The sequence below is a fragment of the Thalassospira lucentensis genome, assembly GCF_001613805.1.
GTDB classification, from domain to species: domain Bacteria; phylum Pseudomonadota; class Alphaproteobacteria; order Rhodospirillales; family Thalassospiraceae; genus Thalassospira; species Thalassospira lucentensis_A.
The window spans coordinates 80,517-103,869 of the sequence record NZ_LPVY01000011.1 but is presented as its reverse complement, the minus strand read 5'-3'; the positions used below and the strand labels follow the sequence as shown (position 1 = coordinate 103,869).

The 23,353-nt window shown below is 54.4% G+C and carries 20 protein-coding genes; 12 read left to right on the top strand and 8 right to left on the bottom strand.

The window, feature by feature from the left end; translation table 11 throughout:
* The first annotated feature begins 10 nt into the window (after positions 1–10).
* Positions 11–943, top strand: a complete 933-nt coding sequence (locus AUP42_RS10505) for a LysR family transcriptional regulator (protein ID WP_062951570.1) — start codon at positions 11–13, stop codon at positions 941–943.
* 2 nt (positions 944–945) lie between these two features.
* Here AUP42_RS10505 and AUP42_RS10500 read toward each other — a convergent pair whose 3' ends face one another.
* Genes AUP42_RS10500 through AUP42_RS10485 form a run of 4 tightly spaced genes read right to left on the bottom strand, consistent with a single transcriptional unit; the run spans position 946 to position 7,726 of the window.
* Positions 946–3,021, bottom strand: coding sequence for a hypothetical protein (locus AUP42_RS10500; RefSeq protein WP_062951569.1), 2,076 nt, complete (start codon positions 3,019–3,021; stop codon positions 946–948).
* On the bottom strand, positions 3,018–5,735 hold the full coding sequence (locus AUP42_RS10495; protein ID WP_062951568.1) for a DUF4159 domain-containing protein: 2,718 nt from the start codon (positions 5,733–5,735) through the stop codon (positions 3,018–3,020). Before AUP42_RS10495 ends, AUP42_RS10500 begins: the two co-directional genes overlap by 4 nt.
* Complete coding sequence (locus tag AUP42_RS10490) at positions 5,732–6,685, bottom strand: DUF58 domain-containing protein (protein ID WP_062951567.1); 954 nt, start codon at positions 6,683–6,685, stop codon at positions 5,732–5,734. Before AUP42_RS10490 ends, AUP42_RS10495 begins: the two co-directional genes overlap by 4 nt.
* A 3-nt stretch (positions 6,686–6,688) precedes the next feature.
* Complete coding sequence (locus AUP42_RS10485; RefSeq protein ID WP_062951566.1) at positions 6,689–7,726, bottom strand: AAA family ATPase; 1,038 nt, start codon at positions 7,724–7,726, stop codon at positions 6,689–6,691.
* 115 nt (positions 7,727–7,841) lie between these two features.
* On the opposite strand from AUP42_RS10485, the gene AUP42_RS10480 reads away from it, so the two are divergent.
* The 5 genes from AUP42_RS10480 to AUP42_RS10460 are packed head-to-tail and all read left to right on the top strand — an operon-like array spanning position 7,842 to position 11,374.
* Positions 7,842–8,426 (top strand): DUF1285 domain-containing protein, encoded by a 585-nt coding sequence (locus AUP42_RS10480; protein WP_062951565.1) that lies wholly within the window; start codon positions 7,842–7,844, stop codon positions 8,424–8,426.
* Positions 8,423–9,058 carry a CoA pyrophosphatase gene (locus tag AUP42_RS10475; RefSeq protein ID WP_062951564.1) on the top strand — a complete coding sequence of 212 codons (636 nt, stop codon included), beginning with the start codon at positions 8,423–8,425 and terminating at the stop codon, positions 9,056–9,058. Before AUP42_RS10480 ends, AUP42_RS10475 begins: the two co-directional genes overlap by 4 nt.
* Positions 9,059–9,077: 19 nt before the next feature.
* Positions 9,078–9,365, top strand: coding sequence for a hypothetical protein (locus tag AUP42_RS10470; RefSeq protein WP_062951563.1), 288 nt, complete (start codon positions 9,078–9,080; stop codon positions 9,363–9,365).
* 51 nt (positions 9,366–9,416) lie between these two features.
* Positions 9,417–10,727 (top strand): CCA tRNA nucleotidyltransferase, encoded by a 1,311-nt coding sequence (locus tag AUP42_RS10465; protein WP_062951562.1) that lies wholly within the window; start codon positions 9,417–9,419, stop codon positions 10,725–10,727.
* Positions 10,728–10,729: 2 nt separating this feature from the next.
* Positions 10,730–11,374: a GDSL-type esterase/lipase family protein gene (locus AUP42_RS10460; protein WP_062951561.1), complete on the top strand. Its 645-nt coding sequence runs from the start codon at positions 10,730–10,732 to the stop codon at positions 11,372–11,374.
* Between the two features lie 21 nt (positions 11,375–11,395).
* Here AUP42_RS10460 and AUP42_RS10455 read toward each other — a convergent pair whose 3' ends face one another.
* The 4 genes from AUP42_RS10455 to AUP42_RS10440 form a co-directional block, all read right to left on the bottom strand.
* Positions 11,396–11,791 (bottom strand): hypothetical protein, encoded by a 396-nt coding sequence (locus tag AUP42_RS10455; RefSeq protein ID WP_062951560.1) that lies wholly within the window; start codon positions 11,789–11,791, stop codon positions 11,396–11,398.
* A 77-nt stretch (positions 11,792–11,868) separates the two neighbouring features.
* Entirely contained in the window at positions 11,869–13,713 is a 1,845-nt protein-coding gene (locus tag AUP42_RS10450) for a GGDEF domain-containing protein (RefSeq protein ID WP_062951559.1), read from the bottom strand.
* A 214-nt stretch (positions 13,714–13,927) separates the two neighbouring features.
* Positions 13,928–14,866, bottom strand: a complete 939-nt coding sequence (gene xerD, locus AUP42_RS10445) for a site-specific tyrosine recombinase XerD (RefSeq protein ID WP_062951558.1) — start codon at positions 14,864–14,866, stop codon at positions 13,928–13,930.
* Between the two features lie 12 nt (positions 14,867–14,878).
* A complete protein-coding gene (locus AUP42_RS10440; RefSeq protein ID WP_231858238.1) occupies positions 14,879–16,864 on the bottom strand; it encodes an antifreeze glycopeptide in 1,986 nt (661 codons plus the stop codon).
* Between the two features lie 534 nt (positions 16,865–17,398).
* On the opposite strand from AUP42_RS10440, the gene AUP42_RS10435 reads away from it, so the two are divergent.
* The 6 genes from AUP42_RS10435 to AUP42_RS10410 all read left to right on the top strand — a co-directional run bounded on the left by AUP42_RS10435 (position 17,399) and on the right by AUP42_RS10410 (position 23,352).
* Positions 17,399–18,001, top strand: a complete 603-nt coding sequence (locus tag AUP42_RS10435; protein WP_082824728.1) for a shikimate kinase — start codon at positions 17,399–17,401, stop codon at positions 17,999–18,001.
* A complete protein-coding gene (gene aroB / locus AUP42_RS10430; RefSeq protein ID WP_062951557.1) occupies positions 17,998–19,137 on the top strand; it encodes a 3-dehydroquinate synthase in 1,140 nt (379 codons plus the stop codon). The genes AUP42_RS10435 and aroB overlap by 4 nt, the downstream gene beginning before the upstream one ends.
* A gap of 123 nt (positions 19,138–19,260) precedes the next feature.
* A complete protein-coding gene (locus AUP42_RS10425; protein ID WP_062951556.1) occupies positions 19,261–20,535 on the top strand; it encodes an HlyC/CorC family transporter in 1,275 nt (424 codons plus the stop codon).
* 238 nt (positions 20,536–20,773) lie between these two features.
* Positions 20,774–21,223: a CBS domain-containing protein gene (locus AUP42_RS10420; protein WP_062951555.1), complete on the top strand. Its 450-nt coding sequence runs from the start codon at positions 20,774–20,776 to the stop codon at positions 21,221–21,223.
* Positions 21,224–21,352: 129 nt separating this feature from the next.
* Positions 21,353–21,943: a DUF2889 domain-containing protein gene (locus AUP42_RS10415; protein ID WP_062951554.1), complete on the top strand. Its 591-nt coding sequence runs from the start codon at positions 21,353–21,355 to the stop codon at positions 21,941–21,943.
* A gap of 74 nt (positions 21,944–22,017) precedes the next feature.
* Positions 22,018–23,352 carry a substrate-binding periplasmic protein gene (locus tag AUP42_RS10410; RefSeq protein WP_062951553.1) on the top strand — a complete coding sequence of 445 codons (1,335 nt, stop codon included), beginning with the start codon at positions 22,018–22,020 and terminating at the stop codon, positions 23,350–23,352.
* The last annotated feature ends 1 nt before the right edge of the window (position 23,353 follow it).

Here is a 23,353-nt window from a genome sequence, read left to right as displayed (position 1 = left end):
GAGCAGGGTGATGCTGATCGGCAATCTGGACGGAATGACGGTTTTTGCCCGTGTTGTGGAGGAGCAAAGCTTCTCCGGCGCCGCGCGCAAGCTTGCCATGTCCAAATCTGCAGTCAGCAAGCATGTCACCAAGCTTGAAGACAGTCTTGGCATCCGACTGCTTAATCGCACGACACGCCGGTTGAGTCTGACCGACGCAGGAGCAACTTTTTATCAGCATTGCGCGCGGGTGGTTGAGGAAATCGAAACAGCCGAACATGCCCTGACCGATTTGCGCGGTACACCGCGCGGCACACTTCGGATTTCAGCACCTCTGACATTCGGGCAGCGTTACATGCCCGATCTGGTGTCGGAATTTATGGGGCTGCATCCGGGATTGCATGTCGACATTCATCTGGCCGATCATATGGTTGATCTTGTTGCCGAAGGGTTCGATATGGCAATCCGCATCACGCGGTTGAAAGATTCCAGCCTGATTGCCCGCAAGCTTGCCGATTTTAACGGTTATGTTGTGGCATCGCCGGGCTATATCGCCGAACATGGGGAACCCCGACACCCGACCGAACTGGCGAACCACAGGACGCTTGCCTATACCAATCTGGCGAACCCGAATGTATGGGAGTTTGAAGGTCCGGAAGGCCAGATCAATGTCCGCGTCAATCCGGTCATGTCGTGCAACAATGGCGATTTCACTTCGTTCGCGGCCATCCGGGGGCTTGGTATTGCACGTGAACCGGAATTTATCGTTGCCGAGGCACTTCAAAAAGGATCACTGGTCTCAATCCTGAATGAATATAATTCACTGGCCAGCGGCGGGATTTACGCAGTGTATCCGGAACGGCGTCATCTGCCGACCAAGGTACGTATCTTTATCGATTTTCTGGTTGAAAAGTTTCGTGGCGGATTGTGCAATTTCCACAAAACAATGTTTCCGTCCGATTAGGACTACTTGCTTTCGATCCGCCAGCCAATCAGGCATATAAGCCCGAGCAGAACAGCAACGACCGGCAGCGGCAAAAGATTGGTAATGCCGCCGATCACGGTACGATAGCTTTCCGTTTCCATCAGACCAGCCCAGTTGGTACCGTTCCAGATACGGTCATCCTCTACCCGGCGGAAATCGGGAAGTCCTTTTTCGATACGGTCGATATATCCGCCATTGGCTAGAACCAGATCCCGTAGAAGATCGGGCGTGGAATTGGTGTTGCGGCGCTCACTGGTCAAAACATCACGGTCAACATGCAGGGCTGATTGGGTGCCACCTTCGCGATCAAGTGTCTGAACGCGGATCAGGCCCCGTTCCGCAATCGGTAAAGTAGCCTGCCAGGTCTGGTCGGATTGCCGTTCAAAGGTGGTGCGGACAACCTCACCGGTTTCCGGATTGGCGCCGGTTGCGGTTGTTGGTTCCGCCCCGATCTTTCGCCAGGTCAGGTTCAGGCTTTTGCCATCGGCACTGCGTTCCGTGGTGATGGTGTTTTCATCAAGCGCCGGTTCCTTCATCAGCCAGTGCGACAATCGGCGCAGCATTTCAGCAATCGGTCCACCACCATCATGGCCGCGCTGCCACAGCCACATCTGATCCGAGCTCAGCATCGCCGCCCGACCTTCTTCGATCCGGCGCAAGGACAGCAATGGCAATTGATCCGCGCCGGTCAGAAGGGTCATGACATTGTTGTCGGCTTCCCGGGTTTCAATCTGACGGTACCAGTGCCCCCATTTGGGCGGTGTATTGACCGATCCTGCAATCGGGGCCGTAACCGGGTGAATGCGCCCGGCGGTGTTTACCTGCGGGACAAAGGGTTGTTCAATGACGCGGCCGGTGACACGAACCGGCATTAAATCACCCAGGACCGTGTTCGAAAGTCCGTCAGGACCCAAATATTCCGGCCCGGCGACGACAAGTGCGGCACCGCCCCATTTTACATAATCCACGACCTTTTCAAGATAATGCGGCGGAAGGACGCCACGCATCTGATAGCGATCAAAAATGATCAGATCGAACTGGCGAAGACGAACCTCAAACAGATCCCGGATCGGAAACGGGATGAGGGCCAATTCGTTGATCGGTGTATCGTCGCCTTTTTCCGGCGGGCGCAGGATGGTGAAATGCACCAGATCAACACCCGGGTCGGCACGCAGAAGGTTACGCCAGGCCCGTTCGCCGGGGTGTGGTTCCCCCGAAAGCAGCAGAACGCGCAGCCGGTCGCGTACACCGGTCGTTTCAAGGATCAGCCGGTTGTTTGTCTGATCTGTTTCGTTCGGACTTTCTTCCATTCGCAGTTCGGCGATGACAGGTCCGGCATGCGGAACGGGAATGGTTACGCGATGCGGTTCATTTGCGGGTAGTGTGAGATTACGTTCGCTTCCGTCTTCATGTAACATTCGAACCGATACGGGGCTTCCGGTGGCAAGGCTGTGATCAATGGCTTCGACCATAAAATCCGCATTTTTGCCAACGATGCCGTAATCGGCTGTCTGGCGGATTTGCAAACGCCGGTCGCGTTCGTCTTCGCGTCCGGTGATGAGGGCATGAAGCGGTGCGCCCAAATCCAGATTCGCCGGAATGTCGTGAATCTGGCCGTCGGTGATCATCACGACACCGCCCAGTCTTTCGCGCGGGATACCGCCAAGAAGTCGGTCAAGGGCGGAAAATATACGGGTGTCCGTTTCGCCCGGAACGTCCTCAATACGTAGCTCGATACTGGGATCGTCGGCAAAACGGTTACGTATCTGCGAAATAGCGGCATCGGTTTGGTCCATACGACCGCCGATATTCTGGCTGCTAGAACGGTCAACCAGCACCAGGACGATGTCGCTCAGTTTTTCGCGGTTCTGATCGGTAAATTGCGGGGCAATCAGGGCAAGCAACATGATCGCCATTACGATTGCCCGCCAGATCGTGCCACGCAGACGAAACACGGCAAACAGCAGGATTGCTGCGACGCAGATTACCGCAAGGATCTGAAGTAGTCCGATATCAAGTAACGGTGCGATCTGAAAGTCCTGCCAGTTTCGGTTCATCGGCCAAGCCTTTCAAGGATCGCAGGCAAATGAACCTGATCCCCCTTGTAGCTGCCAGTCAGCGCGTACATCACCAGATTGACACCGAAGCGCCATGCCATTTCGCGCTGCCGCGGGGAAATATCATCCGTGCGGTTCTCAGGTGTGCGGCCTTCTTCCAGCATCCAGGCGGATGCCCAGTCATTACCGCCAAATAAAACAGATGCAACACCATCCAGCCGTTGATCCGGACGGGCATCAAGCCAAAGCGGTGTCGCGAAACGCCCATAGGCATGATCAAGCAGATAGAAGCTGCGAAAAAGGATGTGATCGCCGGGTGCCTTGTCCAGTATCGGAATTTCAAGCCCGGCAAGCAGGCGACGCAGTCGGGCTGGCTCAACTTCCTGATCACGACTGTCGATCAGTATCATTCCTCCGCTGTCGAGATACCGGTTGATACGCGTCTGGGCAAATTCCGAAAACGGCTGTTGCCCGTCAACCAGCGGCCAGTAGATCAGCGGATAAAAACTAAGATCATCTGCTTCAGGGTCAATCGCATCTGCCGGTGCCAGATCGGCGGCACTGCGCCGGCGCAGAATTTCGGTCAGGCCTGCAAGTCCCGATTGGCTGAGGCGATCAATCGGGGCAACGTCGGTCTTGAGATAGGCCAGACGCGGCTGTAATGCGGCGGCCTGCGTTTCGACAGCTTGGGCGCTGTTACTGGTGCCAACAGTCATTGCTGTTGCCGCAGTGCCAATAAATGCAATCATAAGCACAGAGGTAAGAGCATCACTGCGCCGGGAGCGTCTTAAACTGACATGGTGAACCAGTATCAATGCAACCCCGTCAAAGATCAGAAGCAGCATCGCTACCATCAGGCACATCGCAGCGAGATCAATCTGGTCCTGATTGGTGATCTGCCTCATTGTTACGTCAGAGGGCCAGCGAATCTGATGATCCAGATTTTGAAGGGATGAACCAAGGTTAAAGGCAACAGCCTGGCCGTTTTCCCCATATATGCCAGGTGGGTGCCGTGGGCCGGGAACCGGTAGCGGCATCCGCAATGGCAGGATCGTCGCATCGGGTTGATGGGCGCGCCCGAAGCCGTCAAGGACAGACTGGGGGGGCAGGCTTGTTTGCAGTTCCGTGTCCGAGCGATCACTTGGGCTGGCAAGAGGCAAAAGGCGCTGCCAGATTTCGACGAATAAACCCGACATCGGCAGGTTCGACCAGTCGGCCCACGGGGTTACATGGAACAGAACAATTCGCCCAGCATTGCGTGGTGCGCTGGTAACAAGTGGGGTACCATCGGTCAGACGCGCCCAGGTCTTGGCAACAATATCCGGATCAGGTTCGGCAAGAAGTTGTCGGTTTACAGTAATTTCCTCGGGAATGGAGATCCCGGAAAACGGGCTGGTTTCAGGAAATGCCAGAAGACGTTTCGGTTTCTCCCATGACATCGATCCACCGAAATCACGATTACCCAAGCGAAGGGTTACAGGCAGGAATTCCGGTTCGACTTCGGTTGTGCTGTCACCAGCAAACCTCACCAACATGCCACCATCCCTGAGCCAACGTTCAAGGGCGTTATACTGGCTCCCGAGGCCCGAAATCGGACCGGCCACAACCAGAATATCCATCCCGCCTTCAAGCAGTTTTCCAAGCGGTGCATAGGTCACATCCGCATAGGGCGAAATTGCGCGATCAAGGAAGAAATATCGATCTGACAGGAGGACCGGACTGTCGCCGGAGCTTACAATCACACCAACCTTGCGCTGCTGCCAGCGGGCACCGGTCTGAAAGACGGTGGCCGCGGATTCAATGCCTTCAATTCCGACCGACTGGATCGAATTGGTGATATCACTGGGCAGGGGGATTTCGGCTTCGGTCCGATTTGTGGCCGGGGCAATTTTTACCTTGTGCCGCAATAGAACCCGGCCACGTTCATTTCGGGCCAGAAGAACAATTTCGCGCGGAGCATCAATATTTTGATGGGTCAGCGTTATGCCAAGTCCGGTCCGGTTACGGATCAGCGACTGCACAGCAATCCCGTTATCCCGATCAGGTCCAAGTACGGTAATCGGGGCGATTGTTGCCAGATCATTGGCAAGATCGGCTTTGCCGGATTGTTCCATATTGTCGGTCAGCCACAAAATGCTGCCTATGGAATTGGCCATATACTGATGATCGGCAATCTGATTGGACAAAGCCGCATAATCCGGTGCCCAGGGTCGAGGATGCAGACGATCAATGAAGTGTTCGGCCTCATGCGGGGATACCGGGCCGATGATGTCGGGGAGGCGGGTTGTGGTTGCGCCCGAAGCTTCCGGCGCGGTTTGCGCGATATAGATGCTACGCAAGTCAAGTCGCGCCTGATTTATAATCTGACGCAGACCCGTCCGATATTCCGTCCAGTTTGCTGCGGATGACCAGCTATTGTCGGCGATGACAAGAAGGGCACCTTCGTTTTGCGAAAACTCTGTCCGGTTCAGAACCGGTCGGGAGGCCGCCAAAATCAGCATGGTGAGGATCAGGCAACGCAATATCGTCTGCCAGATAGGTGCGCGTTGCATGTCGCGCCGGTTGGCACGCAGCCCCCGCAATAGCCGGGCCGCCGGAAACACGATTTGTTTCGGAGCCCTGGGTGCTGAGCGGATAATAAGCCAGACAATCGGCAAAACCAGCAAACCGGCAAGCATTGCAGGATATAAAAACGTTATCGCCGCAAGGTTCATCGCGGCCTCGTCGTGCTATTGCGGTTCATCGCCGGACGCCCGCGCCCGTTCGATCCACTTTGGCTCTGGCGTTCGCTCAGATGCTGATAAAGTGCAAGCAGGGTAGGGCTTGCACTTTCCGATGTCACATGCCGATCGCAAAGCCAGTCATTTTCGCGTGCAGCATCTCGAATGTCGGCACGCCATGTTTTGGCACGTTGCCGGAAACCTTCCCGAAGGTCTTCGAACCGTTCGCTTCGGTATATCATCTGATCGTCGGTATCCATGAAATTGACCCGTCCGGTAAAGGGGGGCTCGATCTCAGCGGGATCAAGGACATGTACCAGCGCGCCGTCATTCTGATACTGGCCGAGGGTTTTGATCGCGCGAACCGGTGACTGGTTACTGTCCACGAACTCCAGAAAATCACCAAGTACCAGAACCGAATGTTTGCGACCGGCATGCATCGCACCGGCATGATCGGTGATGTTGCCCGGACTTGCCAGCATGGCATGAGCCAGTTTTTCAAGATGTTCGGCAGATGTGATGCGGGTTCGTTCGGCATCGAACGTTCCGACCGTTTCCCCGTTGCGCAGCAGCAAATCAGCGAGTGCGATGGAAATGATCAGGGTACGTTCGGCCTTGAACGGGATGTCCCGTGCCGATGACCAGTACATGGACGGGGATAGAACCGGCCAGATCCAGTAATTGTGGCTTGCCTGCCACTCGGTCTGGCGGATGAAGGTATGATCACTGCGCGCGGAACGGCGCCAGTCGATCTGGTTGGTGGGGTCACCGGTGATATAGGGGCGGAATTGCCAGAAATCGCTGCCGGGACCAACCTTGCGGTTGCCATGAAGGCCACTTCGCAGGCTGATCGCCATGCGTCGGCTTTCATCGATCAGTTGCGGCAATCGGGCCGCCAGTGCCCGCGCGGCTGCAACATGATCGTGGACCGCGGCCAATGCCAATTCCTATTTCTCCTGCAGATAATCCAGCGCGTTGGTAATCAGGCCCCGTGCGGTAAAGCCCTCGGCCCGGGCCCCGTAAGTCAATCCGAAGCGATGGCGCAGAACCGGAACGGCAAGGGCTTCTATATCCTCGATTGAGGGTGCGAAACGCCCAAACAGCATTGCTCGCGCACGACAGGCAAGTGACAGCGCCTGTGCCGCGCGTGTGCCGGGACCCCAGGCAACATTATCGCGTATATCGGCCATATGCGTGCTTTCGGGGCGACATTCGCGGCAAAGGGCGATGATGGTATCAAGCACCCGGTCAGGCATCGGCAGGCGACGGACAAAATCCTGCGCCTCGGCCAGATCGTCCGCCTGAAGAACCTGCCTTGGGCGCACCGGATAGCGTCCGGTGGTTTCGGTCACGATGCGGCGTTCTTCATCCTGATCGGGATAGCCTAGCCGGACTTCCAGAAGAAAGCGGTCAAGCTGTGCTTCGGGCAGGGGATAGGTGCCTTCCTGTTCCAGCGGGTTCTGGGTGGCCAGAACGTGGAACGGTTCAGGAAGCTTGTGGCTGTAACCGGCGACGGATACCTCGCGTTCCTGCATGGCCTGCAACAGGGCGGACTGGGTGCGCGGGCTGGCGCGGTTGATCTCGTCGGCCAGTAGCAACTGGCAGAATACCGGCCCCTTGATGAACCGAAATGCGCGTTTGCCATCCGCGCCTTCTTCCAGAACTTCGGAGCCAAGGATATCTGCTGGCATCAGGTCGGGGGTGAACTGAACGCGTTTATCGAGAAGGCCAAGGACCTTGCCCAATGTGTGTGCAAGTAATGACTTTCCAAGGCCGGGTGCACCGACCATCAGGACGTGACCACCAGATAAAATGCCGATAAGTGTTTGCTCTACGGCCTCATTCTGCCCAAATATAACAGATGAAACCATCTTGCGGGCTTCGTCCAAACGGCCAACACAGGCGTCAAGTCGCGCTGCGTCGCGTTCAAGGCTGCTGTCTTGTGAGAGTCCCATTTCTTCGGGAAAACGTGGCGCGTTTGTCATGACAGGAAACTTTGCTTCCTCTGTTGTGCCGGTAATGGATGCCGGTTACCCAAGAAGGATGGTATCAGCGTAGAACAGGTGCGCAATCTTTTGGTTCCGGACTCAAGTGTATAGCATGAGCAAAAACGAAAAAACCGTCGATCTCGCTGAAAAGCTTTGGACCCGTCTGCGTGCCGGAAAACCGGCAGGCGGACGCCATCCGCAGATTTGTGGCGACATACCCATGTCTATAAGTCGGGATGGAACATGGTTCTATCAAGGTGGTCCGATTGGCAGGATCGAACTTGTCAAACTTTTCTCATCCGTATTGCAACGTGACGAAGAGGGTGGTCATTGGCTTGTGACTCCCGCGGAAATGGCGCGGATCGAGGTCGAAGACGTTGCGTTTATCGCAGTCGAGATGGAAAAAAGCGGCAAGGGCGAGGCATCGGTCATTCGGTTCAGAACCAATATCGATCAGTGGGTTGAGCTTGATGAAAGCCACGGTTTGCGGGTGGAGCACGATCCCGAAACTGGTGAACCATCGCCTTATGTGCAGCTTGATCGCGGGCTTGAAGCACGGCTGAACCGGGCGGTATTCTATCAGCTTGTGGACATGGCCGATGAGATTATGGAACCGGAGACCGGCAAAGTGCGTATCGGTGTTTACAGTCATAATAAGTTCTTCGAGATCGGGACCTTGGAGGAGGCCGACCAATGACACCGGCCCAGATCATTGCGGCACTGAACGCACCGCGCGGCGATATCCTGCAGCGACGCGGAGATCATGCGGTCGATTATCCCGGTTCGAAATCACGGGCACGTGCTTTCGCCGAAGGAGAACTGATCGCCCGCCCGGCTGCGGTTCTGGTGCCACTGGTGCAGCGCGACGAAGGTTTGCATGTCATTCTGACACGCCGCACCGACCATCTTAGCGATCATGCCGGCCAGATCAGTTTCCCTGGTGGCCGTCAGGAGGACCATGACAACACGCTGGAAGAAACGGCACTGCGCGAGACCGAGGAAGAAATAGGACTGGCGCGTGTGCATATCGAACTGGTCGGCCGTCTTGATGATTATTATACCGTAACCGGTTATCAGGTTACGCCGGTTGTCGGATTGATCACGCCGCCTTTCGACCTTGCGCCAGATGCACATGAAGTGGCAGAAGTATTTGAAGTACCGTTGGAATTCATCCTTGAGCCTCGAAACCAGAAACTGCAGACCGTGACCTTTGAAGGGGCGAAACGCCGTTATTTCGCCATTCCGTACCGGGAATATTACATTTGGGGGGCAACGGCGGGGATGCTGGTGAATTTCAGCGAAGTCCTGAAAGCCAGCGCAGAGCGATAATGATTGGAGACCATTGGTAATGTTGCGACAGATTATCCAGATTGTCCTGCCCGTTATCCTGCCGTTTCTGGTTTATGGTCTGTGGCTTAAATGGGCACGGGCAAAGGCCATTCGGGAAGGCCATGATGTGATCCCGCCTTGGGACAAAGGGCCATGGCTTTTGCTGCTTGGTATCGGTGTGGCTTTGGCGGCGGCAATCCTGATTGTGACGGCACTTGGGACTGGCGCATCACCTGATTCCATCTATCATGCGCCGACATTGAAGGATGGCGTCGTTCAACCTGGATATTTCGAACCCAAGGAATAATCCGGAACAAGCCATCTGCTTGCAAGGTTTTAGGCCAGCAAAGATTTACCGATGACCGCACTGACAGCAACAGGCCATTTGCAGCCTTACGGGGTCATGACCCATCCCGATACGGCACGCGTGTTTGACGCAATTGCAGCACACGGCGGCAAGGCACGTTTTGTTGGTGGCCTTGTGAGGGATGCGCTTTTGAAGCGCGATCTGGTCGATGTGGATATTGCTTGCGATCTGAAGCCGGAAGAAACGGTTATCGCCCTTGAAAAGGCAGGACTGAAAGTTGTCCCGACCGGGCTTAAACATGGCACGGTGACAGCGGTCACCGATACGGCTGCCTATGAAATCACGACGCTGCGCATTGATGTGACAACCGATGGCCGCCATGCCGAGGTTGCCTTCACCGATAGCTGGTTTGGCGATGCCAAACGTCGCGATTTCACCTTCAATGCAATTTATTGCGATCCAGACGGGACGATTTACGACCCGTTTGATGGTGAAACCGATTTGCGCGAAGGGCGGGTGCGCTTCATTGGCATTGCCGAGGATCGCATCGCAGAGGATTACCTGCGTATTTTACGGTTCTTCCGTTTCCATGCGTGGTTCGGGCGACCGCCGCTTGATCCGATCGGTGCCGAAGCATGCCGCAAAGGGGCCCATGGGCTTCGAAGTATTTCCCCGGAACGTCTTCGTGATGAAATGCTGAAACTGCTGCGTTCCCGCAGTCCTGCCGCCACGATCAAGGACATGATCGGCTTTAAAGTCATGCCCGTTATATTGCCGGATCTGGCAGATACGTCGCGGCTTCGCATGATGGAATGGCTTGACAGTTCCGCCCTTGCCGACCCAGCGATTATGCCTGATCCGTTGCGTCGCCTGGCAGCCCTTTATCGTGCGCCGGAAAACACCGATGATGATTTTCTGGCAGCAACCGATTTTGGTAAGGCATTGCGATTATCAAACGATGAAACCGAACGTTTCGCTGCGATGATTTCCAATGCCAGCCTGATCAGCGCAGATATGTCTGAGGAAACAACCCGCCGTGATCTTTATCGTTTGGGGGCCGACGCATTTCGTGATGCGGTTCTGATTGCCTGGGCCGCCCGGGCTTCGGTCCCGCCTCGTCCCGGAAGTGTTGAAAATAAGCAATGGCAGGGTTTGTTGCAGGCGGCAACCGATTGGACACCCGCGACACTGCCAATACAGGGGCGTGATATTCTGGCGGCTGGTCTTGCACCTGCCGGACCGCAAATGGGGCGGTTGTTAAAGCTTGCCGAGGAATATTGGCTTGCCAATGCCTTTGTGCCGGAGCGCGACGAATTGATGGTCTATCTGGCGTCGCAAAGTGCCGTAAAGTTGCAGGAGTAATTATGGCCGAAGGTGTTATAGGTCATCGCATTTGCTGTTTTGGTGACAGTCTGGTTAATGGCGTGCGCGACAGCGAAAAGGGGGGCTGGCCAATGCGGTTGGGCCGCCGTTTGCTGGACGAGGCGAAGCGCGAAACGACGATCTATAATCTGGGTATTCGTGCTGAAACCAGTGACGGGCTTAAAGCCCGCTGGAAATTCGAGGCGGAGCTTCGCATGGTGCCGGAATTCCCCACCATCCTGATGTTCAGCTTTGGCGTAAATGATGCCAATCATGCCGAAGATCGCGGCGAAGAAACCACGATGCGGGTTTCCCCTGGCAAATCGGCAGCCAATGCTGCCGATATCATTGGCGAGGCATCAAAACTGGCACCGACATTGTGGATCGGGCCGCAGGCGGTGATTGATGGCAGCAAGTCGAGCAGGGAAATCAACGAACGTCTTGAGGGGCTTAATCAGATATATGCCGAAACGGCACATGGGTTTGATGTGCCTTATCTTGATTTGCATGCCACAACCCTTGCCGATCAGGATTGGCAGCGTGCGCTTCGTCGCGGGGATGGATATCACCCTGACCGCGCTGGTTATGACCGGGTTGCAGAATTGATCTGGAACTGGGATGGCTGGAAACGCGCAATCGGGCTTTAAGGACGCGATATTGCCGTCTTGCTAGACATAGAAATCAACCAGACTGCCGCGATTGCTGGATGCGTTGATGAAACTGCCGTTAGACTGTCCTTTGGCGCCATAACCATTCGCGGCATCTTCTGACTGGTTGTTTTCCAGCGTCAAGGTATTCTGACCGTCCTGAAACCGCTGTTCATTGCGAGCTGTTTCCGCTGCACGCTGAACACGTTCGATTTCGTCGTCCGAAAGCTGGATCGAATTTGCGACCTGCTCTACGGATTGTTTCTGCTGTTCCTGTTGGGCTTGGGACGTACGCGGAGAAACCGGGCTCGCAGGGCGAACCGGGATCGGCGGCAGAATTTCAGACGTGCTGGTAACGCTGACCATAATGGCGGGATGGCTCGATACGTTTGTTGTTACGGGCAGCATGACAGGCATGCTGCGATAATCCGGATTTTAGCGTCAGCGATTTTAAAGAAAAGTCTTATTTGCAACGATAAGGCGCACCACGCAGGTTATCCGGCTTCTGGTTGCGTCGATGTGGCGGTATCGGTGGCATCATAATGACCGCTGGCAAACCGGGTCGGGCTGTTTTTGGCGACTGCCTTCAGCTTGGCTGCCTCGATTGATATGTGATCAAGGGTGATGTCCGTACGCTCCGGCGGGATACGAACCAATGCGGCACTTACGGTCATAAGTGGAAATTCGCTTGTTTCACCGTTGCGTCCCTTGCCAATCAGATAACCCTGATCGCGGGTTTTGGCATCATAGAAGCTTTTGATCTGTTCATCGAACATGTATTGGGCACGTTGCACCGCGCTCACGGCATCCTCGAAATCAATCGACTGAACATAGGCAAAGAAATCATCGCCACCGATATGGCCAACAAACCAGTCATTCTGGCTAAGTGCTTTGCCAAGTATGTCCTTGAAAAGCAGAATGGCGCGATCCCCCTGCCGGAATCCGTATAGATCGTTGAAGGGTTTGAAATTGTCGAAATCAAAATAGACAGCAAATCGACGGCGACGAGGTTTGGCGAGTGCATTTGCGGCATATCGATAAATGGCACTGTTCCCCGGGAGGCGCGTCAGCGGATTTTCATCGCGGGCATTAAGCGTGTTGCGTTCATTGACAGCGCGTAACAGTGCACTTTGATCCAGAACCCCAAGATAAAGTCCGTTCTCGGTCAGGATCACACCGTCAAGCGAGTCTGCTGCCACAAAAGTTTCAAGCAGTTCTGAGAGACTGGTATTGATGTCAGCAATGGGACAACGGCGTAAAAACCGGCTTATATTGGTTCGGTTCGCCGGATTTTGCAAAAGCTCGCGTCCGAACGGGGTATAGATGAATGCCTTGAAATCAGAGTCCCGGATAACGCCAAGCGGTTCGCCTTGCCGGTTGATGACCGGAGCGATGGCAATGTCGGTATTTTTCTGGAAATAGGATAGAATCTCGACCGGGTTGATATTGTTTTCGATTGGTGGTGTTTCAAGAAGATATGACCGCAGCACATCACCATCACGTTCAACACCGCGCCGGTTTTCCAGTGAAACACCGGAAATGGCAGGCACAATATCTGTACGTTCTGGTAAATCGACAGATGGCCGCGCGATGAAAAAACCCTGAACCAGATCGCACCCGATCCGGCGACAGCACAGAAATTCCTCTCGGGTTTCAACGCCTTCGGCGACAACCTGTGCGGCAATCATGTGCGCGAAAGCGGTGATCTGCGATACAAACAGTTCCTTGCGCCGGTCGCGATCAATGCCGTCGATGAAAAACCTGTCAATCTTGATAATGTCGGGTTCGCATTCATACAGGGCGCGCAACTGGGCAAAGCCACTGCCGTAATCATCAATTGCTACCTTGAAACCCTGACTGCGATATCGCAGCAGGATATCCTGAAGGTACTGAGCGTTGCTGATGTCGTGCCGTTCGGAAATTTCAAGAAAGATGGTGTCGCGTTCAAGTCCGGCATTGCGCAGAAGTTCCGCGGTGCGACCGGGCTGATAATCCCGGGTGCGGACAACGCGACTGTCAAAATTATAGAAAAGTTTTAAACGGCGGGCTTCGGGCAGACGCGCGAATTTTGCAATCGCCTTCTCGCGCAGCATCATATCCACACCGTGCAGGTTTCCGGTTTCCCAGGCGGTATCGAAAAGAGACTGGATAGAGCTAAAGCCGCTGTCTTCCCAGCGACGTAGCAAGGCTTCATATCCGAAAACATGACCGGTATGTGGATTGACGATGGGCTGAAAGGCAAAGTCGACTTTCTCGACGATTTGCTTCCAGTTTCGAAGGCGAATAGCTGGCCCCTCCGATCTGTCAGCTGTCAGTTCGTCCTCCGCATCAAATGCCAAGGCTGTTCCCCGATCTTGAAAAATTTTACCGACCCTTTGGTTAGCAAAGCATCATGAATGATGTACCGCTCCTATCGCAGGATCGGCAACAACCTGATGACAGTACAGTTACGAATATATGACATCCGCAGAAAACCGACATTTTTTGCGGGATTTGGTCGAGTATTCTTATACGGAAAGCTAGACAAATTTGGCGATCTCCGGTTGATCGTGATCAACCGCGCAGCAATTGCGCCAGTGGATGATGTTCTTGCACAAGGCCGCGCAATCGCGATTCGAGAACATGCGTATAGATTTGTGTCGTCGAAATATCGGAATGACCTAGCATCTGTTGCAGACTGCGCAGATCAGCACCGTTTGCCAGAAGGTGACTGGCAAACGAGTGACGCAAGACGTGCGGTGATACCCGTGACGGGGCGATTCCGGCTTCGGCGGCAAGGTCTTTGACCATATTCAGAAACATTTGCCGCGTCAGATGACCGGACTTCCCGCGCGACGGAAACAGATAGGGTGAGTGGCCGGGTTGTTTTGCCTTTGTCATCGGAATGAAAGAGTCCCGGATTTCAAGGTAGTTTCGTAAAGCATCACGTGCCGGATCGGACAACGGCACGAGGCGCTCCTTGCTTCCCTTGCCGCGCACGATCAACATTTGCGGATCGCGCGCTGCGGCGGAAAAAGGCAGTTCAACCAGTTCCGAAACGCGCATGCCGGTGGCATACATCAGTTCCACCATTGCAAGAAGCCGCTTGCCTTTGATGCCGTCATGGCGGGTTGCGGTGATAATCAGCCGATCAATTTCATCAATTGTCAGAAACTTGGGCAGTGTATTGCCTTGTCTGGGGCTGTCTATATGGGCGGATGGATCGTCATTGCGATATCCGTCGGCATAAAGGAATTTGTGAAACTGCCTTACGGCTGAAAGACGCCGGGCCTGGGTACGCGGCGCCAGACCGGCATCGCCAAGTGATGCCATGTATTTTCGAACATGTATGTCCTGTGCCCCGACAAGGTCTGATTTCTGCCCGGTCAGACTGGCAACATAATCTTCGAGATCGCGGCGATACGCATCGAGCGTATGAATACTCGCACCGCGTTCTGCCGCCATCATTTCCAGAAAGGCAGCGACAAGATTACTGTGAAGCGGCTGGGCCACAATTCATATCCGTTACTGGCTGCGTGCCATCAGTATTTCGACGGCAAGGCGACGTGCTTCTTGTGTCAGTCCGATATGGTTGAGTGCGGCAACCGCATCCGATAGGTCCTTTGGGTCCCCATCCGGGGCGCCGGCAACCTGCTGTGCCTGAATGGCCAGGGCAACCGTCTTGCCACGTTGCATATTCATTGCTGCGGTTTCAAGATGATGGCTGACAGCCGTGCTGATGGTCTGGCGCGTGTCAAGATAGGGGGCGGTCAGAAGCACATTCCAAAGTGCGACCGGTACTTCGATCCCGAACCCGTCAAAAAGGCTGAAGATCAGTTCTGCATCACGCTTTGCCTGTATCTGATCGCCACGCGCCGCGTCCATTTCCTGCCATTCGGTCATGCGGGCACGATGTTTGGCTTGCGCGTCGCTCATCGGGGCGGATGTCGTCGCTGGCGGGGTAAGTGTCACAGCACCGCCAAGTCCATATCGCACCGGTGTCGTGGCCGTATCATCGGGCAGATTAACCGTAACGCTGCCGTTGGACGCATCGTCATCGGCCTCGGTCATCATCGAGGCACCTGTATCCTCCAGTCCGGCAAGTGCAAGAACCGGATATAGAAGGATCAGACGGGATTCGATATCGTTCCCCGGATTGGCGTTATTCTTGGCGGTTTGCAGCCAGCCAGACGCACGTTCCATATTGTCTGCGGCGACCGAGGCTTTGAGCGCATCAATTGCGAACCAGGAAAAATCGCCATTCACGGGGATATCGGCCAGAAGATCAGATGTCAGACGCGATGCCTGTGCAAAATCACCATTTATGATTGCATTGTCGTAAAGAGCTGCGAGGATTTCCGCACGTACCGCCGGAACGTCACTTTTGCCCGCCGCCTGATAAAGTTTGGCATACTGACGGGCCGGGACGGCTTCTGGGGCAGCATCAAGGGCGTTGATAAGTGTATCGGCATCAAATGACACTGCGCCATATATGTTGCGCAACCGGGTAGTATCAATCAGGCCCAGACTTTCAGCTTTCCGTGCGGCTTCAAGCCGGATATCGGTCGATGTTGCCGACGCATTGACCAATCCAAGAATGGCAGAGGGATTGCCGGTCTCAAGTTGACTGGTCGGGATGTTTTGTTTGGCGATTTCAAGCAGGGCGATGTCAATCGGTCGCAGATTGACCAGAATGTCCGAAGATGCGGCGGCTCCGTTCCTGATAGCGGCAACCAGACCAAAGAACGTCTTGTCGGTTTCACCTTCCATTTCGCGGACCAGATCGGTCGAGAACGAGGCCGATGCACGGTCATTGGCATGAAGGGCGCACATGACATTGGCCTTGAGCCAGAAAAGATCATCGAAACTGTTGCCGTAACCATCAATCGCGGCACAGGCATCGTCAAGTTTGCCGGAAATCATCAGGGCATTGACTTCTGTCTGGGCCAGAAGCGAACCGCGTGCGCCTTGCGGAGTGGCACGAACAAGAGCAATTGCACCATCGAGTTCCCCCATATTGATCAGTTTGGCCGCACGCGTTTCGAGCATGCTGATTTCCTTGTGATCATCGGGAACTGCCGCGATGCTCAGTAGCAGGCGACGCGCAAGATCGCGGGCTGTGTGTGTGGCGGGTGTTGCCGGAAGATCCGTAAGCAGGCGCGCAGCAGTTTCACGGCTTGTGCCATTCCACATGTCAACGCCAAGTCCGCCACGTTCACGTCCCAGTGTGCCGACAGCTTCGGCATCGACCGCTTGGAGGGTTACTGTCTGTACGGCATCGGGGTCGCTGGGGAATGTTTCGGGTTGGGTCCCGTCACCCTGACCGAAATTGTTGTTTGTGGTGGGAGAGGACGGCGCAGATTGTGAATTTGCGTTCTGTTCTGCTTCCTGTTTCAAAAACAGTGGCACCGGTGCCTGTGCATTGGCAAAAGCCGCGGGCAAGGTGATTCCGGCGCCTGTCATCATGGTGATGAAACAGGATTGCATCAGCAGTCGAGAACGCAAGCGCATGTCAGTTAAACCTCGAATTCGGAATGGTTTCTTCCATCTGGGTTGTCGGTGACGGTATATCCCAGGTGACCAGAAATGTTGCGCCACCAACGATGACGGCAATGATCAGCAATAAAATGAGACGCGAAATTATCTTCATGGTTTCCAGACTTCAGTGCGTTGGTTCGATATGCGCAAAGATAAGTATGCGGAGCCCGGTACAGGATGCAAGACAGAGCCGAACCGATTTGGCCCTAGCCATGAATTCAGCCTGTGATTTCTCCAACCCCGTTCCCCGAACCTTTTCCCTGACATTCCAATTCGGCGATATAAAGGCAGTTTAGGGTCCGGGTCCTCACAGAGGGTTAACGCGATTGGCAAAAGTTTTCGGTCGGTATGCAAATGACCCGGCTACCCGATAGTGCGCAGATCCCCTGTGTGACGAAGGAATTTGTCGGTCAATAGCGCGGTTTGCTTGCGTTTAGACCTTAGCTGGCCTAAAGAAATGGGTAAATTGTGTGATAACCGGATTAAAGACAGGACTGCAAACCGATCATGGAGAGCAATATTGCCGAGTCGGGTTTGCGCGATGACGTGCTTGCAAATATCCGGACAAGCCTGAAAGGCAGACCGCTGGTGTTTATCGGTCTTATGGGGGCCGGAAAGAGCTGCATCGGACGGATGGTCGCCAAGGCGCTTGATCTGGATTTTGTCGATGCCGATCGTGAGATCGAGGAAGCCGCAGGCTGTTCGATCGCCGACATATTCAAACTGTATGGCGAAGAAGCCTTTCGCGACGGCGAGGAACGTGTGATCGCCCGATTGCTTGATGGCGAGCCGCTTGTACTTGCGACGGGTGGCGGTGCGTTTATTCGCGAAAAAACCCGTGCGCTTATTCTAGAAAAGTCGATCTCTGTCTGGCTGCGTGCCGACCTTGATCTACTGCTGCAACGTACCAGCGGGCGGACGCATCGCCCGCTGCTGAACAATGGTGATCCGCGTCAGATTCTCGCTGATCTGATCGAGGCGCGCTATCCGGTCTATGCCGGGGCTGACATCATTTTTGATTGTGACGAATCTTCCAAGGAAGAAACGCGCGACGGGGTTCTGGCCCTGCTTGCACGTTCATTTGATAAAGACGGGAATATAATCCGGTGAGCAATCAGACGCCCTCCGCTGCAAAAAGTCATGACGTCCTTCGCGTTGAACTTGGCGCACGCAGTTATGACATTCTGGTCGGCAGTAACCTTCTGGCAGATACAGCCGGTCATATTGCACCGCTCGTTAAAAAGGCCGGTGTCGTCATTATAAGCGATGCGACGGTCGCCGACCGTCATTTGCCAACGGTTCTGACATCGTTGAATGCTGCCGGGATTGCACATCGTGAAGTTATCGTTCCCGCGGGTGAAAAATCCAAAAGCTTTGCCGTGTTCGAGGATGTCGTTGAACAGATTCTTGCGATGGGGATTGAGCGTTCAACCCTGATCATTGCACTGGGCGGTGGTGTTGTTGGCGATCTTGCCGGTTATGTTGCCGCATCGCTTTTGCGCGGTCTTGATTTTGTTCAAATCCCGACAACCCTGCTGTCGCAGGTCGACAGTTCCGTTGGAGGCAAGACCGGTATTAATTCGAAATCGGGCAAAAACCTTGTCGGGGCGTTTCATCAACCGCGGCTGGTTCTGGCTGATACGGCGGTACTCGATACGTTGCCGCGTCGCGAAATGCTGGCCGGTTATGCCGAAGTCGTTAAATATGGCCTGATTGATGATCCGGAATTCTTCGACTGGCTTGAAAGCAATGCCGAAGCCGTTCTGAATAATGATGGCCCGGAACGCCGTGTTGCCGTAATGCGAAGCTGTGCGGCAAAGGCAAGGATCGTTTCGCAGGACGAGCGCGAGTCCGGAAAACGTGCCCTGCTTAACCTTGGGCACACTTTCGGCCATGCGCTGGAGGCCGAAACCGGATACGGTGCAAAGCTTTTGCATGGCGAAGCGGTGGCGATGGGCATGGTCATCGCGCATGATGTCTGCGGTGCCATGGGGATGGCTCCGGCTGGTGAAAAAGACCGGATTGTCAGCCATCTTAAATCTGTCGGATTGCCGGTATGTGCGTCTGAAGTGCCCGGTATGCACTGGGACATCGACCGTTTGATCAGTCATATGTCGCGTGACAAAAAGGTAAGCGATGGCGAGATTACGTTTGTGATGACGCGTGGAATCGGCAAGGCCTTTACATCCAAGGCGATGGATATCCAGAAAATGCGTGCAGCCATTACCCGGTCCTGCCACGCCTGATATCGGGTAGGGCTAAATAAATCGCTGTGAAGTCGATGACTTGCCGGATCGATGATTGACCTGATACCTCGCAACAGCACAATGTGATGATCTGTTGTGTGTACCCATTGGAGACGGACCTGAATGACAATCACGATTGTCGTGATTTTTATCCTGCTGATGCTTTCGGCTTTCTTTTCTGGCTCGGAGACTGCGCTAACGGCGGCATCAAAGCCTGTCATGCATCACAAAGAACAGGACGGGGATCCACGGGCAGGTATCGTCAACCGGTTGCGTCAGTATCAGGAACGTCTGATCGGGGCGATTTTGCTGGGTAATAACCTTGTCAATATTCTGGCCTCGGCCCTGGCGACGTCGGTCATGATCGAACTGTTTGGCGAGCGCGGTGTGGTTTATGCAACTGCAGCCATGACAGCACTTGTGCTTATATTTTCTGAAATCCTGCCGAAAACCTATGCGTTGCAACATGCCGACAGCATGGCGCTTCGTGTTGCGCGACCGATGAGTATTCTGGTCGTTGTCTTTGCACCCGTCACCCAGACTATTCAGGTGATTGTTCGTGCTACCTTGCGATTGTTCGGCAGCGGCGAAGGCCCGGGAACGGATCGCGAGCGTGAATTGCGCGGTGCGATCGAACTGCATGCTGATGATGTGGTTGTTGGTGATCACCATGCAGAACGCACAATGTTGCACGGGGTGCTTGACCTTGAAGATGTCGGGGTTTGGGAAATTATGGTGCACCGGCGCAAGGTGCAGATGATCGACATCACCCGTCCGATGGAAGAGATTCTTGATACTGTTCTGGCAAGCCCGCACACGCGTATTCCGATCTATGACAAGGACCCTGACAATATCGTCGGCGTCCTGCATGCGCGGGAGGCGTTAAAGGCGATTGTTCGCGGGGCCAAACCGGAAACTGCTGAAGATGTTCGCGCACTGAGTTCCGAACCATGGTTCATCCCTGACAGCACCACACTTGCCGATCAACTTAAAGCGTTCAAGGAACGTCACGAACATTTTGCCATCGTCGTGGATGAATATGGTGCCTTCGAAGGCGTTGTGTCGCTGGAGGATATCCTTGAGGAAATCGTTGGCGATATCGCTGATGAGACCGATGTCGAGGTTGTCGGAGTCCAACCACAAACGGATGGCTCGGTCATTGTACGCGGTGATGTAACCATTCGCGATCTGAACCGTCGATTTGGCTGGCGCCTGCCGGATGAAGAAGCCGCCACCGTTGCCGGTTTGCTGCTTTACGAGACCCGTCGTATTCCCGATGTCGGACAGCAGTTTCGTTTCCACGGGCTGGAATTCGAAGTATTGCGCCGTATTCGCAACCAGATCACCCGGATCAAATTGCGCGAAGTTCGCGAAGTCGCCACCGACGAACTGAACTAGCACCAAACCCGCCAAAATAGACAGGCAGCACGGCTTCCCGTGCTGCCTGTTTTGCGTTATTCGGCGCAAAACTGTTCTGTTAAATCTACTTATCGGTTAAAATGATCATCAAAGGTCTTGATCGATGTGATTGCAGGGCCACTTGCAAATAAGGGCCCCAATGCGCGTTTGAAGCGCTGTTTCAGGCAATCTGATCGGGGCAGGGCACGTGGCAACAGCAACCCGCAGAGAGAAAAATATGGATACGAAAATCGTACCTGGTGTGGTCAAAGAGCAGTCGATCGCAACCTTGAATCCCGCAGACTCGGTTATGGATGCCGTCAATATGATGACCGAACGCAAGATCGGTGCCGTAATCATTGTTGATAACAGTGCCAGACTTGCCGGTATCTTTACCGAACGCGACCTTGTGAACCGGGTTGTGGCGAAGGGACTGGATGCGGCATCCACACCTCTTAAACAGGTCATGACGGCCAATCCTGATACGCTTGGTCCCGATGACACAGCAATGAATGCTCTGGAATTGATGAGTGCCCGGCGTTATCGCCATCTTCCGGTAATTGACGGAGAAACTGTTGTCGGCATGGTCTCCATTCGTGACCTTTTCAATGTCGTCAAGGCACAGCTCGAAGAAGATTTGCGGGAACGCGAGAAGTTTATTTTCGGTTCCGATTACGGCGTTGCGTAAATCAGAGTCTGTCGATGTATTATGCTTTATCGCGGCTGATGCGGGCTTGCGCGTCAGCCGTTTTGCATTTTTGAAGGTTGACAACGTAGCGGTTAATGTCTTTACGTTTACGTAAAGGAGAGATGCGCCATGCCCTTGTCCAGCCCCGCTGCTGAGCGTGAACATATCCACACCCGCAATGTCACCTGCACCGGATATCGCCGGAAGGACGGTCTTTGGGATATCGAAGGCCATATTACCGATACCAAGACATACGGGTTTGAAAATAACGACCGTGGGGAAATACCGGCGGGTGTACCAATCCATGAAATGTGGCTGCGCATCACTGTTGGAGATGACATGGTGATTAACGCGGTTGAAGCCGTTACAGACCACGCACCATTCAATGCCTGCGATGAAATCGCCCCGAATTACGAGGCATTGGTCGGACTTCGGATCGGGCCAGGGCTGAAACAGCAAATCCGCGAGAGGGTCGGCGGCATTCACGGATGCACCCATCTGACGGAATTGATGGGACCGGTTGCAACAACTGCCTTTCAGACAATCTTTCCTATCCGTGCCCGAGAAGCCGAAGAATGGCGTAAACAGCAGGAAAAGGACGGCACCGCATCGAACCTGCCTAAAAAACGCAGGTCCCCCTTGGTCAATAGCTGCCATGGATGGCGCAGCGACGGTGCTGCGGTTAAGCGCATCGCCCCGGATATGTATACCGGCGACTGAACCGCGATCTTGTAACGACAATTACCAGCTACAATATCATCTGTGATGGGTTTTCGGTGAAGATCAGGTGTTGCATGGGACGCCACACGCAGTCATGGGGACGAAATATTTTCAGGCAATCGGCATTTGCCTGTATCAGCATTTCGCGACTTTGTCTGGCCGCATTCGGTTTTGCCTTAATCCTGAATAGTTCGTCCGCAGGGGCACAGGATTTCCCCGGTTCACCCGGAGAGGATGCGTTTCTGATCCTGCAAACCAATCTGCAACCCCCCTATCAGCAATTGCAGGATGGCATTCTTCAAGGCTATTCCATAACCGTATTGAATTGTGCGTTTGACCGGATCGGTGTGGGCTACGGAATTGCAATTGCACCTCGCCAGCGTAATCGGGAAATGGTTAGAAACGGGCAGGCGGATGGCTTTTTCCTAGCGCGGATAAGCCCGATTATGGACGAATACGCCGATCCTACCTTGCCGCTAGCCCTTGAAAAATGGGTCTGGATTTCAGCAGCCGGGCAACAGGGCAGTTTCGCGGCAATCCCGGCACCTGAAAGCCTGCTGTCTGTCGGCGCCATCCTTGGTTCGAACGAGGCCGAGTGGCTAGTCGAGCAGGGATACCATGAAATCGCCAAGGTGCCGTCGATTAACTCGCTGATCTCGCAGGTTCTGGCCGGGCGGGTGGAATATGCGTTGGTGGACAAGCAGACATTTGAAGCCGCACGCGACGACATGGGGCATCATGAAACCCAGTTCAATATTCAGTTCGAACGATATGCACCGCTTGTTGTCTATTTTGGGCGCGAATATACCCGCCGCAATCCGGATCTGATTGCGGCCTTGAACACGGCACTTCGTACCTGTGAAACTTTGCCCATGCGGCTTGAGGATTGGGAACGCGACCTTATCACCCGTCAACAATTGCCGATGATCCGTTCGATGGCAGGTGATCCAAAGCTGATTGCAGCGGTACGGTCTGCATTGGGCGGGGCTGATGCGCGCGCAGGGGCACTTGCCGATCTGGATCGTGAATGGCGGCGGGACAGCGAGCGCGGTGTCGCCAGTGCCAAGGCGACCGAGATCCTTGAAAATCCTCTTTCCGGTATGTTGCGTTCATTCCAGGAAGACGATGCCGACAATATCGCGGAAATATTTGTCTTCAACACCAAGGGCGCGGTGATCGGCATGAACCGCCTGACATCTGATTTCGATCAGTCCGACGAACCGAAATTCAAAGTCATAATCCGGCAGGACCCTGATCTGAGCCAGATCGCCGATATCTATTTTGACGGATCGACCCGTACCTTCCTGTCGCAGGTGACAGTGCCGGTTATCGATCCCGATACCGGAAATATCATTGCGGCAATGACGGTTGGCCTTGATGTCTCGGGCGCTTTGCGTCCCGATAGCTGAT